This window comes from Muricoccus roseus (assembly GCF_900141905.1).
GTDB classification, from domain to species: domain Bacteria; phylum Pseudomonadota; class Alphaproteobacteria; order Acetobacterales; family Acetobacteraceae; genus Roseomonas; species Roseomonas rosea.
Map to the genome: position 1 here is coordinate 28812 of NZ_FQZF01000028.1, position 16676 is coordinate 45487.

General features: G+C 70.3%; 16 protein-coding genes. 9 read left to right on the forward strand and 7 right to left on the reverse strand.

What is annotated here, in order from left to right:
* Window positions 1–19 precede the first annotated feature (19 nt).
* Together aspS and BUB97_RS19715 are read left to right on the forward strand one after the other, a co-directional pair.
* Window positions 20–1831, forward strand: a complete 1812-nt coding sequence (aspS, locus tag BUB97_RS19710; protein WP_073137937.1) for an aspartate--tRNA ligase — start codon at window positions 20–22, stop codon at window positions 1829–1831.
* A gap of 29 nt (window positions 1832–1860) precedes the next feature.
* On the forward strand, window positions 1861–2736 hold the full coding sequence (locus BUB97_RS19715) for an EipB family protein (protein ID WP_073137939.1): 876 nt from the start codon (window positions 1861–1863) through the stop codon (window positions 2734–2736).
* Between the two features lie 160 nt (window positions 2737–2896).
* On the opposite strand, the gene BUB97_RS19720 is transcribed toward BUB97_RS19715, so the two are convergent.
* From BUB97_RS19720 to BUB97_RS19740, 5 genes are all read right to left on the reverse strand, one after another.
* The gene (locus BUB97_RS19720; protein ID WP_073137941.1) at window positions 2897–3103 is read right to left on the reverse strand and encodes a cold-shock protein; all 207 of its coding nucleotides are present in this window, start codon (window positions 3101–3103) and stop codon (window positions 2897–2899) included.
* Between the two features lie 252 nt (window positions 3104–3355).
* Entirely contained in the window at window positions 3356–4567 is a 1212-nt protein-coding gene (locus BUB97_RS19725) for a porin (protein ID WP_086062375.1), read from the reverse strand.
* A 172-nt stretch (window positions 4568–4739) separates the two neighbouring features.
* Window positions 4740–5210, reverse strand: coding sequence for a hypothetical protein (locus BUB97_RS27290; RefSeq protein ID WP_073137945.1), 471 nt, complete (start codon window positions 5208–5210; stop codon window positions 4740–4742).
* A gap of 95 nt (window positions 5211–5305) precedes the next feature.
* Complete coding sequence (locus BUB97_RS19735) at window positions 5306–5758, reverse strand: PaaI family thioesterase (protein WP_073137947.1); 453 nt, start codon at window positions 5756–5758, stop codon at window positions 5306–5308.
* A complete protein-coding gene (locus tag BUB97_RS19740; protein ID WP_086062376.1) occupies window positions 5755–7113 on the reverse strand; it encodes an MATE family efflux transporter in 1359 nt (452 codons plus the stop codon). The genes BUB97_RS19735 and BUB97_RS19740 overlap by 4 nt, the downstream gene beginning before the upstream one ends.
* A gap of 287 nt (window positions 7114–7400) precedes the next feature.
* Between BUB97_RS19740 and BUB97_RS19745 the strand changes: the two genes are divergently transcribed.
* The 4 genes from BUB97_RS19745 (at window position 7401) to BUB97_RS19760 (ending at window position 12720) form a co-directional block, all read left to right on the forward strand.
* Entirely contained in the window at window positions 7401–9389 is a 1989-nt protein-coding gene (locus BUB97_RS19745) for a BCCT family transporter (RefSeq protein WP_073137951.1), read from the forward strand.
* Window positions 9386–10672, forward strand: a complete 1287-nt coding sequence (locus BUB97_RS19750; RefSeq protein WP_245818379.1) for an MFS transporter — start codon at window positions 9386–9388, stop codon at window positions 10670–10672. Before BUB97_RS19745 ends, BUB97_RS19750 begins: the two co-directional genes overlap by 4 nt.
* 110 nt (window positions 10673–10782) lie before the next feature.
* Window positions 10783–11835 carry an alpha/beta hydrolase gene (locus BUB97_RS19755; RefSeq protein WP_245818380.1) on the forward strand — a complete coding sequence of 351 codons (1053 nt, stop codon included), beginning with the start codon at window positions 10783–10785 and terminating at the stop codon, window positions 11833–11835.
* 42 nt (window positions 11836–11877) lie between these two features.
* Complete coding sequence (locus BUB97_RS19760; RefSeq protein ID WP_073137953.1) at window positions 11878–12720, forward strand: fumarylacetoacetate hydrolase family protein; 843 nt, start codon at window positions 11878–11880, stop codon at window positions 12718–12720.
* Window positions 12721–13046: 326 nt separating this feature from the next.
* Here the strand turns inward: BUB97_RS19760 and hpxZ are convergent, their stop codons facing one another.
* Window positions 13047–13430: an oxalurate catabolism protein HpxZ gene (gene hpxZ / locus BUB97_RS19765; protein ID WP_073137955.1), complete on the reverse strand. Its 384-nt coding sequence runs from the start codon at window positions 13428–13430 to the stop codon at window positions 13047–13049.
* 13 nt (window positions 13431–13443) lie between these two features.
* Window positions 13444–14400, reverse strand: coding sequence for an SDR family oxidoreductase (locus tag BUB97_RS19770; protein WP_073137957.1), 957 nt, complete (start codon window positions 14398–14400; stop codon window positions 13444–13446).
* A 161-nt stretch (window positions 14401–14561) separates the two neighbouring features.
* On the opposite strand from BUB97_RS19770, the gene BUB97_RS19775 reads away from it, so the two are divergent.
* The 3 genes from BUB97_RS19775 (at window position 14562) to BUB97_RS19785 (ending at window position 16674) form a co-directional block, all read left to right on the forward strand.
* Window positions 14562–14993 carry a PAS domain S-box protein gene (locus BUB97_RS19775; protein WP_073137959.1) on the forward strand — a complete coding sequence of 144 codons (432 nt, stop codon included), beginning with the start codon at window positions 14562–14564 and terminating at the stop codon, window positions 14991–14993.
* Between the two features lie 80 nt (window positions 14994–15073).
* Window positions 15074–15862, forward strand: coding sequence for an SDR family oxidoreductase (locus BUB97_RS19780; protein ID WP_073137961.1), 789 nt, complete (start codon window positions 15074–15076; stop codon window positions 15860–15862).
* 11 nt (window positions 15863–15873) lie between these two features.
* Window positions 15874–16674 (forward strand): alpha/beta fold hydrolase, encoded by an 801-nt coding sequence (locus BUB97_RS19785; RefSeq protein ID WP_073137963.1) that lies wholly within the window; start codon window positions 15874–15876, stop codon window positions 16672–16674.
* Window positions 16675–16676: the final 2 nt, after the last annotated feature.

The following is a 16676-nucleotide window of genomic DNA, read 5'->3' on the forward strand; positions in this document are numbered from 1 at the left end:
GACCCAGGTTCCCCGCACCATGCATGCCTACCGCACCCATACTTGCGGCGCCCTGCGCGCCGCCGATGCCGGCCAGACCGTCCGGCTCTCCGGCTGGGTGCATCGCAAGCGCGACCATGGCGGCCTGCTCTTCGTGGACCTGCGCGACCATTACGGCCTGACCCAATGCGTGATCCCGCTGGGATCCGAGGTCTTCGCCGCCGCTGATGGCGTGCGGCCGGAAAGCGTGATCACCGTGACGGGCGAGGTGGTGGCGCGCGAGCCCTCCACCGTGAACCTGCGCCTGGCCACCGGCGAGATCGAGCTGCGGGTGCGGGAGCTAGTGGTGCAGTCCGCCGCCGACGTTCTGCCCTTCCAGGTGGCCGCCGATGACGACGCGCCGGAGGAGATGCGGCTGCGCTACCGTTTTCTGGACCTGCGGCGGGAGCGGCTGCAGCGGAACATGATCCTGCGCGCCCAGATCATCCACGACATCCGGGAGCGGATGATCACCGCCGGGTTCAACGAGTTCCAGACCCCGATCCTGACCAGCAGCTCGCCGGAGGGCGCGCGGGACTTCCTCGTCCCCGCCCGTCTGCATCCGGGCAAGTTCTATGCGCTGCCCCAGGCCCCGCAGCAGTTCAAGCAGCTGACGATGGTGGCGGGCTTCGACCGCTACTTCCAGATCGCCCCCTGCTTCCGCGACGAGGCCGGCCGCGCCGACCGCACGCTGATGTTCTACCAGCTCGATGTCGAGATGAGCTTCGTCACCCAGCAGGATGTCTTCGACACGATGGAGCCGGTGATCCGCGGCACCTTCGAGCGCTTCGCGGGCAGCCGCCCGGTGGATGGCGGCCCCTGGCGCCACATCCCCTATGCCCAGGCGATGCTGGACTACGGCTCGGACAAGCCGGACCTGCGGAACCCGCTGATCATCCGGGATGTGACGGAGCAGTTCGCGGGCTCCGGCTTCGGCCTCTTCGCCAAGATCGCGGCGGGCGGCGGCGTGGTGCGCGCCATCCCGGCGCCGGGCGCGGGCGGCAAGCCCCGCGGCTTCTTCGACAAGCTGAACGAATGGGCCCGCAGCCAGGGTGCCGGCGGGCTGGGCTATATCGCCTTCGATGCCGATGGCGCGAAGGGCCCGATCGCCAAGAACCTGGAGCCCGAGCGCGTGGAGGCCATCCGCGCCGCCTGCGGCATCGGCCCGGGGGATGCCGTGTTCTTCGCCGCGGGCAAGGAGGCCGATGCGGCGAAGTTCGCCGGCACCGTCCGCACCCGCATCGGCCAGGAACTGGACCTGATCGAGAAGGATGTCTTCCGCTTCTGCTGGATCGTGGACTTCCCCATGTTCGAGCTGAACGAGGAGACGGGCCAGGTGGATTTCAGCCACAACCCCTTCTCCATGCCCCAGGGCGAGATGGAGGCGCTGGAGAAGCGGGACCCGCTGACCATCCCGGCCTATCAGTACGACATCGTGTGCAACGGCTACGAAATGGCCTCGGGCGCGATCCGCAACCACAAGGCCGAGATCATGGTGAAGGCCTTCGGGATGGCCGGCTACCCCGAGAGCGCGGTCGAGGAGCGGTTCGGCGGCATGCTGAACGCGTTCCGCTACGGCGCCCCGCCGCACGGCGGCATGGCGGCCGGCATTGACCGGATCGTGATGCTGCTGGCCGACGAGCCGAACCTGCGCGAAGTGAACATGTACCCCATGAACCAGCAGGGCGAAGACCTGATGATGGGCGCGCCGAGCACGGTGGAGCCCGGCCGCTGGAAGGAACTGCACATTAAGCCCGACCTTCCGCCCGCGAAGGATGCCGCGAAGGGTGCAACGGCGCCGAAGAGCGCCTAAGTCAGGGGGCGAACTGGAAAGGCTCCTCGATGCGCCTGCGCTCCCTCCTTGCCGCCACCGTCACCCTGAGCGCGGCCCTGGCTCTCACCGGCCCGGCGCCCGCCCAGCCCGCCGCCGCCCCGGCCGCCAACCAGGCCGCCACCCCGGCGCCGGCGGCCATGCCGGGGGCGCAGGACATGGTGGCGCATCGCGCCGCCTACCGCCTCACCTTCGACAAGGCGCGCGACAATTCCGACGTGGCACGGGCCGAGGGGGTGATGCTCTTCGAGGTGCTCGACGCCTGTGACGGCTGGGCCAGCCGGCAGCGCCTGACGATGCGCCTGCAGGACCGGGACGGGCAGACGCTCGAAACGGCGTCCGACTACGCCACCTGGGAGAGCAAGGACGGCCGCCGCCTCCGCTTCTCCCTCACCCAGATGACGGCCGGCGCGGTGAGCAACCGCATCTCCGGCGAAGCGACGCTGCAGCCCGATGGCTCGGGCGTCGCGAATTACGAGCAGCCGCGCGCGTCGCAGGAGTCCCTGCCGCCGGGCACGCTTCTGCCCATGGCCCATACCATCCGTGCCATCGCCGCCGCACGCGCCAGCCAGCGCATGCTCAACGTGCCCCTGATGGATGGCACGAGCGAGGATGGGGCGCAGGACAGCACCACCATTCTTTCCCAGTGGAACCGGGAGACCGAGGCCAAGCCGCGCTTCCCGCTGCTGGGGAACCAGGAGAGCGGCCGGATGCGGATCGCCTTCTTCGGGAAGGACAGTAATGGCGGTGGCGCCTCCTCCCCGGATTACGAGGTGGGGCTTCGCTACTATGCCAATGGCGTCGCGGACGAGCTGAACATGGATTTCGGCGAGTTCGCGGTGAATGGCCGGCTGGAGACGCTGGAGGCGGTTCCAGGCGGCTGCTGAGGCGGCCAGACCTTGGGGAGGGCTTGGCCCTCCCCAAGGTTCGCTTCCCAGCGCAGACCATAAAAAAAGCCCCGGCTGGAAATCTCCAGCCGGGGCTCAAGGCCCATCGCAGCGATGCGACGGCAGTCGGGGGAGCGGCCCGAAGGCCGCTCGACCCTTTTCAGGCCTGGCGCAGATTGCCGGCCGAAACTTTGCCCTGCTGGCCGCTGACAACATCGTATTCGATCTTGTCGCCCTCGCGGGGCTCCTGCATGCCAGCGCGCTGAACGTCAGAGATGTGCAGGAAGACGTCCTTGGAGCCGTCCTCGGGCTGGATGAAGCCGAAACCCTTGGTCGCGTTGAACCACTTAACGGTGCCGATAGCCATGGTTTAATTCCGATCAAAAAACGGAAAACCACTAGGCAGTATTGCCTAGCAGATCATCTTCAATTTGAGACGGAAACAAACCAGGATCCCAAATGAATGGGCCTGAGAGGCACACCGAAACAACGAACCTGACAAACCCTATATAGGGGGTGTTGCCAATTTTCTCAAGGTTATTCGTGACCGGCTGCTCCGGGGCTCCCGACCGACGTTATTGCGAACCGCCGCCGGCGCCCTGTCACGCCCCGGCCGCCCCTAGAGATTCAGGGCCACGCGCAAGCCGATGGCCTGGAAGTCGCGATCATCGCCCCCGCGCCGGATGCGCCCGTTCTCATACTGAATTCCGAGGCGGACGGATTCGGTTGGGAACCAGGTGAGCCCGAGGGTCCATACATCCTGCCGCGCGCCGCGGCTGTCGGCACGCAGGTCCGCGGTGCTGTAGCGGGCGGCAAGCTCCAGCGCGCCCGGTCCATCCTCCCCCTTGGGGCGCTTCCAGCTGCCCGTCTCGGCGGACCGCTCCCTCGGGTTGCCGACGAGCGGAAGGGCGGCTTCCGCGTACCAGCCCTCGAAGCGGCGGGTGCCGCCGGCGGTGGCATCCACCTCCACGCGCTGCCAGAGCGCCTCGACATATAGGGGCCCGAGGCGCCCTGCCAGCTCGGGCCCGGCGGCCCAGGCGCTGTCGGCACCGATGGTCCCGCTATCCAGAAAGCGGCGGGAATCCACGCGCAGCTCGGGGTAGTCGCGCAAGCGGATGCTCTCGGGCCCCGGGCTGGTGCCGGGGTGGAACTGAGCCGCGGCATTCAGCCCTAGCTGCACGTCCAGCCCGGGCAGCAGCGCCACCGCGCGGCCGGCGACGCCCCGCTGCCGGTGGTCATGCGGGGTGGTGGCGTCGCCGCCCGTCACATAGGCGCTGGCGTTCCAGCGCTCCCCCCGCGCCTCCAGCCCGGCCGCCATCCGCGCGCTGCCGGAGGCGAGGCTGGCGGCGATGTTGCTGATCGCCGCGCGCTCGAGGAAGGGCAGGTCGAAGGAGGAGCCGGCATATTCCGGGAGGTGCTGCGGCTGGAAGGCGCCCAGGCGGATGGTGCCCCAGCCAAGGCCGGTATAGGCGACCTGCGCCTCATACAGCTCGCCATAGTCATTGGGGCTGGGACCGCCGAACTCCCAGACGACGCTATAGGTCCATCCGGGGGCCAGCTGGCCTTCCATGCCCAGCCGGCCGCGACGCAGGTTCACGCCGCTCCGGTACCCTCCGGCCCGATCCTGCCCGAAGAAGGAGCCCGCATCGGCGTCGAGGCGCAATGTGGGGGTGAGGGTAAAGGCGCCATCGGCGAGGCGAAGGCTCGGCATGGCGCCGCGCCATTCCACGCCGTCGGGCTCGTTCGGTGGCACGGCCTCCTGCGCGAGGGCGCTCAAAGGGGCAGCCAAAGGGGCGACCAGCAGGGCGGTGGCGAGCGGGATCAGGCGGATCGGCCCATCCTCCGGGTTCCGGCGGGGTTCATCCCCTGCCCTCCCCCTCCCCTAGCATCCGCCCGCATCGGCATGCCGCGGGGCGGGGATCACGAAGCTGCGGGGCCAGAGGGGTGGGACCAGAGAGGTGGAGCCGGGGGGGGCCGGGCCGGAGCCCGCCCCCCGCGGGACCTCAGCGCCCGCCGGGCAAGGCGGCGATCTTGTCCAGCAGGACAGAGGCCGCATCGACGCAGGCCCGCGTCGGCTCGCCCTCGGCGCACTGGATGTGGATCTCGGCGTCGCCGCGCTCGACATGGAAGCTGGCGGCGCGGGAGCGCGGGGCGTGGTGCCACATGTGCATGGGGTAGCCCTCCCCCATTCCGGGGTGCCCATAGCCACCCATCATCCAGGGGCCACGGCCAGGCGGGCCGTCCATGCCGGGGCCGCGCCCCTCGGGGCCGGGGCCGGGGCCGCGCGGGCCGGGTCCTTCGGCACGCTGGCCAGGAGGACCGGGCGGGGTCTGAGGCATGGGCGCCCGCGCCTGGGCCGGCGGGGCGCTCGGCGCCGCGGGGGGGGTGGCGGGGCTGGGAGCAGTCTGCGCCAGGGCCAGGCCGGCGGCGCCGGTCAGGACCAGGGTGGCAGCCAGAAGCGTTGGCTTGTGCATCGTGTGACCTCCATTGCCATCGGCATTGCCGTGACCGGCAGGAAGCACTCTGCACGCGACCAAGTTTCCTGTCCGCCGCCGCGAGATACCAAGGGTTACCGGCGCGGCTCGGCGCCCGGGTCCGGCAGGACGGCGCAGGTGATGCGCGAGACGCAGGCGAGGCGGCCATCGGCGCGGCGGATCTCGGTCTGCCAGACCTGGGTGGAGCGGCCGGTGTGGAAGGGCCGGCACTCCGCCGTCACCTCCTGCCCCTCGGGCACTGGGGCGATGTGGTTGGCGTTGATCTCGATGCCGACGACATGGAAGCCCTCCGGCACGGCCAGATAGGCGGCGATGCTCCCCAGCGTCTCCGAAACCGCGACGGAGACGCCGCCATGCAGCACCCGCCAGGGCTGCACATGGCGGTGGTCCACCGGCATGGTGGCGCGGAGGTAGTCCGGCCCGATCTCGGTGATGCGGATGCCGAGAAGGGAGATGGCGGTGTTCCCCGCCCGGGCCTCCAGGCTCTCGGGGGTGGCGGATTTCTTCCAGAGGGAGGGGGTGCTCATCCGGCGATGGGCGCAAGGCGGCGCCCCTCCGTCAACCCGCCCCGTCTGGAGAGGCGGGCCCAGCGCCAGATCATGGCCAGCGCGACCCCCGCCAGGCCAATGGCCAGACCGGCCCAGATGCCGGCCGGGCCGAAGCCCAGGGGGAAGCCCAGCGCCAATGCCACCGTGTAGCCGAGCCCCCAGTAGCCGAGCGCGGCGATGAGCATGGGCGCCCGCGTGTCATGCAGCCCGCGCAACGCGCCGGCACCCACCACCTGCAGTCCGTCGCTGAGCTGGAACAGCCCAGCAAAGAGAAGAAGGGTGGTGGCGAGGGCCGCGGTCTCCGGCGCGCCGGGGGCGGCGGGGTCGAGGAAGAGACCCGCCAGGGTGCCGGGGAGGAGGAGCATCAGCGCCGCCATCGGACCCATGAAGACGGTGGAGAGGAGGATGGCGGTCCAGCCCGCGCGCCAAGCGGCGCGGGCACGGGCGGCCCCGATGGCCAGGCCCACCCGCGCCGTGGCGGCCTGGGCGAGACCGAGCGGCACGGCGAAGGTGATGCTGGCGATCTGCAGCGCGATGGCATGGGCCGCCACCGCCTGCGCGCCGAAGGCGCCCATGGCGAGACCCACCGCGCTGAACAGCCCGATTTCCAGCAGCATCTGGGCCGCGATGGGCATGCCCAGGCGGAGCACGCGGGCCAGGCGGGCGAGGTCGAGCCGCCAGAGGCGGCCGAAGAAGCGGTAGCGCCGCAGCCGGCGGTCCCGCACGACGAAAAGGGCGAGCGCGAGGAACATGGCGGTGTCCGCCACCGCGCCGGCGATGCCGGCGCCGCGCACGCCCAGCGCGGGGGCGCCGAGATTCCCGAAGATCAGCACCCAGCCGATCATCGCGTTCAGCGGCACGGCCATCAGGCCGATGAGGAGGGGCGGCCAGGGCCGCTCCATCGCCGCCATCAGCCCGCGCAGGTTCAGGAAGAGCCCGAAGGGCAGGATCCCCCACAGCATGCAGCGGAGGAACTGCTCCGCCGCCTCCGCCAGGGCGGGTTCCTGGCCCAGCGCCCGCAGCACCGCGCCACCGTTCCACAGCAGCAGCATGCCCGGCACGGCGCCGAGGAGAGCCGCCCAGAACCCGGCCCGCAGGGTGCGGCGCATGGCCCGCACATGGCCGATGCGGCGCCCCCGCTCCTGCGCCAGCATGGCGGCGGCGGCGAAGGACAGCCCGAATCCCGGCGCCAGCATGGTCCAGAACAGCGTGCCGGAGAGGGTGACGGCAGCCAGGGCCTCGGTGGAGAGGTGGCCGAGATAGGCCGAATCGGTCGCCAGCAGCGCCATCTGGGAGAGGTTGGTCAGCGCCATCGGCCAGGCGAGGACGAGCATCGCCCGCGCCTCCGCCCACCAGGCGCTCCTCCCCTGCGTTCCAGCTTTCATGGACGGACCGTAACAGCTGCGGGGCCCGGGCAGTCATGCGGGCTGGCGCGGGTCACGGTTCCACTCCGCGCGGGGCTCGCCGCGCATTGCGCGGCGGAAACAACGGCAGGGATGACCAACAAATGTGCCGCCGTGGCGTTGCCCAGGGATGACGCGGCCGTTAGGTCCGCCCGCTCCACCGCCCGGCCCTGGTTCCTGACCAGCCTCGCCGGGTGATGCCATTGGAAGTGGAACCCATGCCCGACACGACGCCCGCCGCACCCAGCCCGCAGTCCAACAGGCCCCTGGGCCCGGTCTTCATCATCTCGGCCACGCTGATCGCCGCCATCGCACTCTGCGGCGTCATCGCGCCCGAAGCGGTCGGGCGGGTCTTCAACACGGCCCAGGGCTGGATCCTCAGCCGGCTGGGGTGGTTCTATCTCCTCTCCGTCGCGGGCTTCGTGTTCTTCGTGCTGTATCTGGCCCTGAGCAGCCACGGCACGGTGCGGCTCGGCCCCAATCATTCGGAACCCGATTTCAGCTATGGCTCATGGTTCGCCATGCTGTTCAGCGCCGGCATGGGGATCGGCCTTGTCTTCTTCGGCGTCGCCGAACCGGTGACGCATTTCACCAAGCCGCCCGTTGGCGACGCGGCCACGGTGGAAGCGGCGCGCGAGGCGATGCGCATCACCTTCTTCCACTGGGGCATCCATGCCTGGGCCATCTATGCCGTGGTCGGCCTTTCACTGGCCTATTTCGGCTTCCGGCACGGCCTTCCACTGACGATTCGCTCGGCGCTCTACCCGCTGATCGGGGAGAGGATCCATGGCCCGATCGGACAGGCCATCGACATCTTCGCGGTGCTGGGCACGGTATTCGGCGTCGCCACCTCGCTGGGCCTGGGCGTGCTGCAGATCAATGCGGGCCTCAGCCATCTCACCGGCCTGCCCAGCAGCACCCTCGTGCAGATCGCCCTCATCGCCGCGATCACCGGCATGGCCACTATTTCGGTGGTGATGGGGCTGGATGCGGGCATCCGGCGGATCAGCGAGTTCAACATGGTGGTGGCGGTGGTCCTGCTGATCTTCGTGGCGGTGGTGGGCCCGACCGTGTTCCTGCTGCAGGCCCTGGTGCAGAACATCGGCGGCTATATCGACCACTTCTTCGAACGCAGCTTCATGCTCTACGCCTACGAGCCGAATGACTGGATCGCCGGCTGGACGCTCTTCTACTGGGCCTGGTGGATCTCCTGGTCGCCCTTCGTCGGCATGTTCATCGCGCGCATCTCGCGCGGGCGCACGATCCGCGAATTCGTCCTCGGCGTGCTGTTCGTCCCCACGGGCTTCACCTTCATCTGGATGACGGTGTTCGGGAACACCGCCATCTCCCTCCAGCTTTCCGGCGCCACCACGGCGGTTTCGGAGGCGGTGGCGACCAGCGTGCCGCTGGCCCTCTTCGCCTTCCTGGAGCAGTTCCCCTTCGCCACCCTGTCCTCGGCGCTGGCGACGCTGCTGGTGGTGACCTTCTTCATCACCTCCGCCGATTCCGCGGCCCTGGTCATCGACACGATCACCGCCGGCGGCGCGGAGGATGCGCCGGTCTGGCGGCGCGTGTTCTGGGCGCTGATCTCCGGCCTGATCGCGGCGGTGCTGCTCTCGGCGGGCGGGTTGCAGAGCCTGCAGACGGCCACGATCGCGAGCGCCCTGCCCTTCACCTTCGTGATGCTGGTGATCTGCTACGGGCTGCTGAAGGCGTTGCGGACCGAGGCGCTGCGGCGGAGCATCCAGTACGCCTCCCCCGCGCGGATCGCGCCGGAGCAGGGCTGGCAGCGCCAGCTGCACGGCATCCTGCACCACCCCTCGCATGCGGAGGTGCTGCGCTACCTGGCCGAGGTGGCCACCCCCGCGCTGGAAGCGGTGTGCGAGGAGCTGCGGCGACGCGGAGTGGACACCGCGATGCGGCGGGAGGAGGAGCGGGTCGGCCTCGCCGCCATGGCCGGTACGGCCGACGAGTTCCGCTACGGGCTCCGGGCCCGCGGCTATGCTCTGCCGAGCTTCGCCTATTTTGAGCGTGGCACCCATGCGACGGCCCGGGACCGCTACTTCAGGGCGGAGGTGTTCCTGAGCGAGGGTGGCCAGGATTACGACATGATGGGCCAGCCGCGCGAGGCGCTGATCGCCGACGTGCTGGCCCAGTATGAGCGGCACATCGCCTATCGCCAAGCGGCCGGGCGCGTGGGGGTGTGAGCGGCGGGCAGGCCGCGGCGCCGGGGCAGGGCAGCCTGCGCCCCGTGGCCGCCCTGCTGGCCGGGGCGGCGCTGGTGATGATGGGCAATGGCCCGCTGGCCACCCTCGTCAGCCTCCGGCTGGATTCCCTGGGCGCGGGGCGGATCGCCACCGGCCTGGTCATGGCCGCCTATTTCGCCGGCCTCACCCTGGGCTCGCTCTTCGCCTACCGGGTGGTCGTGCGGGCCGGGCATATCCGCGCCTTTGGCGCCTTCGCCTCCGTCACCTCGGCCTTGGCCCTCGCCTATCCCCTCATCGGGGATCCGCTGCCCTGGGCGGCGCTGCGCCTGGCCGAGGGCTTCTGCATGGCGGGAATCTTCATCTGCGTGGAGAGCTGGCTGAACGACCACGCCACCCCCGCTACCCGGGGCAAGATCCTCGCCCTCTACATGATCTGCCTCTATTCCGGCCAGGCGGTCGGGCAGTTCCTGCTGGGGCTGGACGAAGGCCCGGGGCAGCCCCGCGTCTTCATGCTCGTCTCCGTCCTCGTCTCGCTCGCCGTGCTGCCGGTGGCGCTGACGCGGCAGGCGCCGCCGCCCCTGCCGGATGTCGCCTCCTTCCCGGCGCGCCGCCTCTACGCCACTTCGCCGCTGGGCCTCGCCGGGACCGTGGGCAGCGGCCTCATCCTCGGCTCCGTCTATTCGCTCGGGCCGGTTTTTGCGCGTGCCGCGGCGGGGCTGGAGGCGCAGGGCGCGGCCATGTTCATGAGCGCGGTGATCTTCGGCGGCGTGCTGCTACAATGGCCGCTGGGCCGGCTGTCGGACGCGTTCGACCGGCGCCGCGTCATCGTCGGCACGCTGGCCGCCCTGACCGGGGCGGCGGTCTGCCTTCCTCTCTTCACGAAGGGCGGGCCGGCGGCGCTCTTCGCCGCCGCCGCGCTGTTCGGCGGTTTCGCCTTCGCGCTCTATCCGCTCTGCGTGGCGCATATGAACGACCATCTCGGTCGGCACGAGCGCGTGGCCGCGAGCGGCGGGCTGGTCCTGGCCTATTCGGCCGGCGCGACGGCAGGGCCGTTGCTGGGCTCCGCGGCCATGTCCGCCCTGGGGGCGGAGGGGCTGTTCGTCCATGTGGCCTGCGTGGCGGGGCTGGTTCTGACCTTCGCCCTCTGGCGCATGCGCGCCCGCGCACCGCTCCCGGCAAGCCGCCAGGGGCCGTTCCAGCCCGTCCCGGGCACCACCCCCGTGGCCGCGCCGCTCAACCCTCGGGCATCCCCGCGGGAGGCACAGGCGGCCGGGAAAGCGTGACCGGCGGGGGCCGGGCTGCTTCTGGTGGCGCCTCCCCCCGGGGTGCTAACCTCGGCCCGATCAGAGTTGGCACAGCGAACCGGCTCTGGCGTCGACAGGGGAGAGCTCACATGGCCGGTCCAGGCCCCATCGCCCGCCGAGCTATGCTCGCATCCCCCCTTCTCCTGCCGCTGGCAGCCGGGATCCGCCCCGCCGCTGCCCAGCCGGCCGGCGTGGTGATGGATGAGATGCTGATCCCCGGCGCCGAGCCCGGGATGCAGATCTACCTGCGGAACAAGCGCCCGGAGGCTCAGGGCCCGGCACGGCCGGACAGGACCATCCTCTGCGTCCATGGGGCGACCTATCCCGCGAGCACGGGCTTCGACCTGCCGCTCTCGGGCGTCTCCTGGATGGATTACATGGCCGGGCGGGGCTTCGACGTCTGGAGCCTGGACCTGACGGGCTATGGCCGCTCCACCCGCCCACCCGCGGACCGTTCCCCGCCGCCGACACGGGGGGAGCAGGCCGTGGCCGATATCGCGGCCGCGCTGAAGCATATCCGCGAGGCCCGGGGCGTGGCGAAGACCGGGCTGATCGGCTGGTCCTGGGGCACCACCCTTGTTTCCCGCTTCGCGGCCGACAATCCGGCGCTGGTGGACCGGCTGGTGCTCTACGCGCCGCTCTGGCTGCGGGATGCCAACAGCCGTGGCGCGGTGCCCGTGCCGGAAGGCCCCCTGCCCGCCTACCGCACCGTCACCCGCGCCCAGGCGCGGGAGCGCTGGATGGCGGGGGTGCCCGACGGCAAGCGCGCGGGCCTTATCCCGCCCGGCTGGTACGAGTACTGGGCGGACGCGACCTTCGCGACCGATCCCGAGGGGTCGCGCCAGGTGCCTTCGGTGCTCCGGGCGCCCAATGGCGTGCTGCAGGACCTGCGGGATTACTGGGACGCCGGGAAGCCCTTCTACGATCCATCCAAGATCACGGCGCCGGCCCTGCTGGTGCTGGGCGAATGGGACAGGGACACGCCGCCCGCCATGGCCACCACCCTGTTCCCGCTCCTGGCCCAATCGCCCGGCAAGCGCCTTGTGATGCTGGCCGAGGGCACGCATTCCATCATGCTGGAGCGGAACCGGGGCGCGCTGTTCCAGGCCGTGCAGGTCTTCCTGGAGGAGAGCTTCGCCTGAGGGCGGAGCCATCGGGCACCCACGAGAACGATTGGATACAGGATGAAGCTGCTGCGACACGGCGCGCCCGGCGCCGAGAAGCCTGGGTTGCTCGATGCCGATGGCGTGATCCGCGACCTCTCCGGCGTAATCCCCGATCTGGCGGGCGAGGCGCTGTCGCCGGACGGGCTCGCGAAGCTGGCCGCGCTGGACCCGGACGGGCTGCCGATGGTCTCGGCCGCCACGCGGCTGGGGCCGCCGGTGGCGGGCACGCGGAACTTCGTCGCCATCGGGCTGAACTATGCCGACCACGCGGCGGAGAGCGGCGCCGCGGTGCCGAAAGAGCCGATCGTCTTCCTGAAGTCGCTGAACGCCCTGGCCGGGCCGGATGACGATGTCGCCATTCCGCCGGATAGCCGGAAGACGGACTGGGAGGTGGAGCTCGCGATCATCATCGGCACGCAGGCCAAGCGCGTCTCGCCGGAGGCGGCGCTGGAGCATGTGGCGGGCTATGCCATCTGCAACGACGTGTCTGAGCGCGAGTGGCAGATGGAGCGCGGCGGGCTCTGGGATAAGGGCAAGAGCGCCGATGGCTTCGGCCCGGTCGGCCCCTGGCTCGTCACCTCGGACGAGGTTCCCGATCCGCAGGATCTGGCCATGTGGCTTGAGGTGGATGGCCGGAGGATGCAGGACGGGTCGACGCGCACGATGATCTTCGACGTGCGCACGATCGTCTCCTACGTCAGCAACTTCATCACCCTGCACCCCGGCGACATCATCACCACCGGCACGCCGCCCGGCGTGGGCATGGGAATGAAGCCGCCGGTCTACCTCAAGCCGGGCCAGGTGATGCGGCTGGGCATCGAGGGGCTGGGCGTGCAGCGGCAGAAGACCGTGGCGGGGTGAAGCCTACCCCATCCCTCTGGGCGCGGTGCGGGCTTTGTTCTGATCTGTTGGTTCGTCCCGGGGAGAGGAAGAAGGAATTCTTCCTCTCCCAGGACCCGTCGAAGGCAGTGCCTTCGACCCATCATCTTTTTCTAGAAGTTAGGAAGCACTGGGCTGATGGTGCGCCTGAGCTCTGGGACCTCAGGCGACTGCAAGGGTAGGAAAAGCCCTCTCAACAGAGACCCCACCGATCCGGGGTATCCACGGCAGTCAGACGGGGTTCCAAGGGCCTCAGGCCCTTGGCGGGTGAGGGCGGAGCCCTCGACAGGACGCCCCGCCGCCTCTGCTTACTCCTCGGCCACTACGCTCACATGCGCCGCGACGACGCGCCATCCCTCGGGGAAGCGCACCCAGCTCTGGCTCTGGCGTCCTACCTTCCCCGGCGCGTTCTCTCGCCGGAACAGCGTGTTCGCCACGGCGAAGTCCCGGCCGAAGGTGGTGATGACCGTGCGCTCGGTGCTGCGCATCAGCCCCACCGAGGGGCGGGCGCGGCGGAAGGCGCGGATGTCGTCCATGCCGTAGAGGTTCTCGGTGGCGCCGTAGCGGATGGTTTCCGGCGCGTCCCGGAACAGCTCCTCCAGCACCGGGACGTCGTTGGTCACCAGCGCCTGCTCGTAGCGGGCGAAGGCGGCCTCGACCTCGGCGCGGATCTCGGGGATGTCGATCTCCAAGCGGGCTTTCCTCTCAGCGTCTGCGGGCGAGCCAGAAGCCGATGATTCCCGCGGCGGCCAGCCAGGCCTTGGCGGGAATCCGGATGGCCGCCTCGTTCCGGAAGCCGCCATAGACGCCATGATCCGCGGGCGCCGTGAAGAGGTTGCCGTCGGTCGGCGCGGCCTTGGGCGCGCTGGCCAGGCCTTTCCGCATCATCTTGCCGGCCACCCAGCGTGTCGGCGCCGGCGCGAGGGTGGCGACCAGCCGCATGGCCTGGGCGGACCAGCCCACGGGCGCCGCAGCCCGGGGATGACGGATGAGGGATGCCATCGTCTCCGCCACCTCGAAGGGCGAGGAGATAGGGCCACCGGCGCCGATACGGTGGCCGCTGTGGTTCGCGGCATGGCGCAGGCCGGGCGTGTCCACGATGGCCGGGTACACGTCGCAGACATGGATGCCGGGCCAGTCCTGCAGCTCTGCGCGCAGGGATTCCGTGAAGCCGCGCAGCCCGGCCTTGGAGGCGGCATAGGAGGCGGCGAAAGGCGTGGGCACCCAGGAGCCGATGGAGAGGGTGTTGATCAGCACCCCGTGCCTCTGGCGCTTGAAGATGGGCAGCACGGCATACGCGCCGTTCACCTGGCCCAGCAGGTTGATGCGGACCGTCTGGGTGTGGGATTCGATCGGGACTTCGTCGAAGACGCCCACCGCGCCGACGCCGGCATTGTTGATCCAGACGTCGATGCGGCCGAAGCGCGCGCGGGCCGCCTCGGCGAGGGCCTTCACGGCTTGGGCGTCGGTGACGTCGGTGGGGACGGCGACGGCCTCCGCGCCCAGGCGCTCGCATTCCTGGCGAACGGTCTCGAGCGTATCGGCCCGGCGGGAGGCGAGGACGAGATGGGCCCCCTCCCGCGCCAGGCGTTGGGCGGTGGCCCGGCCGATCCCGCTGGAGGCACCTGCGATGACGACGACCGCGCCTTGGATGCGGGGCATGGGGCTAATCTCCTGCTGATGTGACCGGGACGCCATGGCGAAGGGGAATAACCGGGCAGCGGGTCATGGGTTCCCCTCCGGTGACTTGACGCCCTCTGGAGCGTTCACACCGTTCCCCAGAGGCGCCGCGGACAGGCCGTTGCGAGATTCGGAACGAGAGCATGCTCAGCCAGCCATTCGGACAGGCCCTGGCCGATGAGGATGGTCAGTTCACGCAGGTGAACCGGGTGTTCTGCGAGTTGCTGGGCTATGAAATGAGCGCCCTGCTGCAGCGTACGATTCATGACATCACCCATCCCGATGACTGGCCCGGGAACAGCCACAAGCTGGAGAGGCTGCGCGCGGAGGACGAGCCCTTCACCATCGTGAAGCGCCATGTCCGCTCCGACGGCGCCGTGGTCTGGGTGCAGAACTACGTTTCCATGCTGCGGGACCGGAACGGACGGGCGACGATTTCCGCGCTGATCCGCCCCGTGCTGCCCGCGGTGGGGGAAGCGCAGCGCTGGGGCGGGGAGAAGCCGGCGCCGCTGGCGCAGACGGAGCTGGAGGCCCTGTTACGGCCGATACTGCGGCCGGGCGAAGCGCTGCATTAGCGGCGCCGTTTCCCCCGGCGCCGATTGACACCCCGCCATGCAGCGGGAAGGTTGCCGGCGAGAAAACGAAGGGGGAAACGATGGAGCTCGCGTTGCGGGGCCGGCGCGCTGTGGTTACGGGCGGTTCCCTCGGTATCGGCCGTGCCATCGCCCGCGAGCTGGCAGGCGAGGGCGTCTCCGTCGCCATCCTGGCGCGCGACGCCGCCCGGCTGGAGGCAGCCGCACGGGATCTGCAGGCCGAAACCGGCAGCACTGTCATCCCCGTTTCCGCCGACCTCTCCCACGCCGAGGCGGCGGATGATGCTATGCGGAAGGCCGTTGCCGCGCTGGGCGGGGTGGACATCCTGGTGAACAACGCCGGGGCCACGCCGATGGGCCGCATCGGCGACACCCCTGATGCCATCTGGGCGAAATCGATCAACCTGAAGCTGATGGGCTATGCCCGCTGCGCCCGTGCCCTGACGCCGGCGATGCGGGAGCGGCGCTGGGGCCGGGTGATCAACATCATCGGGCGCTCGGGCCATCAACCCCGCGCGAACTACATCGTCGGCAGCTCCGTGAACGCCTCGCTGCTGGCCTTCACCCATGCCCTCGCCCAGGAATGCGCGCCGGACAACGTGCTCGTCACGGGCGTGAATCCCGGCCCCATCCGCACGCCGCGCTGGGACACGCTCACGGCCCAGGGCGCCGCGGATACGGGTCGCAGCGCGGAGGCGGAGAACCAGGCCGCCATCGAGAGCACCGCCCTGCGCCGCCTCGGCACGCCGGAGGAGGTGGCGGGGCTCGTCGCCTTCCTCTGCTCCGACCGCGCCGGATACATCACCGGCACGATGATCGACGTCGATGGCGGCGGCACGCGCTGCATTTGAGGACCGAGCCCATGCCCCTGCTCGAAACCGCGCCCGGCATCAGCGTCCACTACACCGTGGATGACTTTACCGACTCCTGGCTCCCCGTACCCACCGTGCTGATGCTGCATGGGCTGGCGGAAAGCGGGGAGGCCTTCCGCGCCTTCGTGCCCTATCTTTCGCGCCAGGCGCGCGTGGTGAGGATGGACCTGCGTGGCTACGGCCATTCCCCGGCCCTGCCGGCGGATCATCCCTGGCGTTTCGAGAACCTCGTGAACGACGTCGCGGCGCTGATCCGGCATCTCGGCGGCGCGCGCGTGCATCTGGCCGGCGGCAAGATCGGCGGCACCATCGCCCTCGCCACCGCCGCACGCCATCCGGAGCTGGTGGACCGGCTGGCGGTTCTCGGCGGTCCCGCCTCGCTGACCAACATGGCAGCCCGCACGCCGGGCTGGCGCGCGCAGATCGCCTCTGAGGGCGTGCGGGCCTGGGTGCGCGGCTCCAATGCCGGCCGCATGGGCACGCGCATGACGCCGGCCCAGCTGCAGTGGTGGGAGGACCTGATGTCCCGCACCGCGGCCTCGACGCTGGAAGGCTTCCTGCAAATGGTTCCCACCGTGGACGTGACGGCGGAAGTGGGGCGCATCCAGGCGCCGACGCTGGTGGTCACGACGACCGGCAGCGGCCTCGGCTCGGCCGAGGAGGTGCGCGCCTGGCAGGAGCGCATCCCGGATTCCCGCCTCGTGGTGCTGGAGAACGATTCCTACCACGTGGCCGCCTCGGATCCGGACGAGACGGCCCTGCTGGTGCGGCGCTTCTTCCTGGAGGCGTAGGC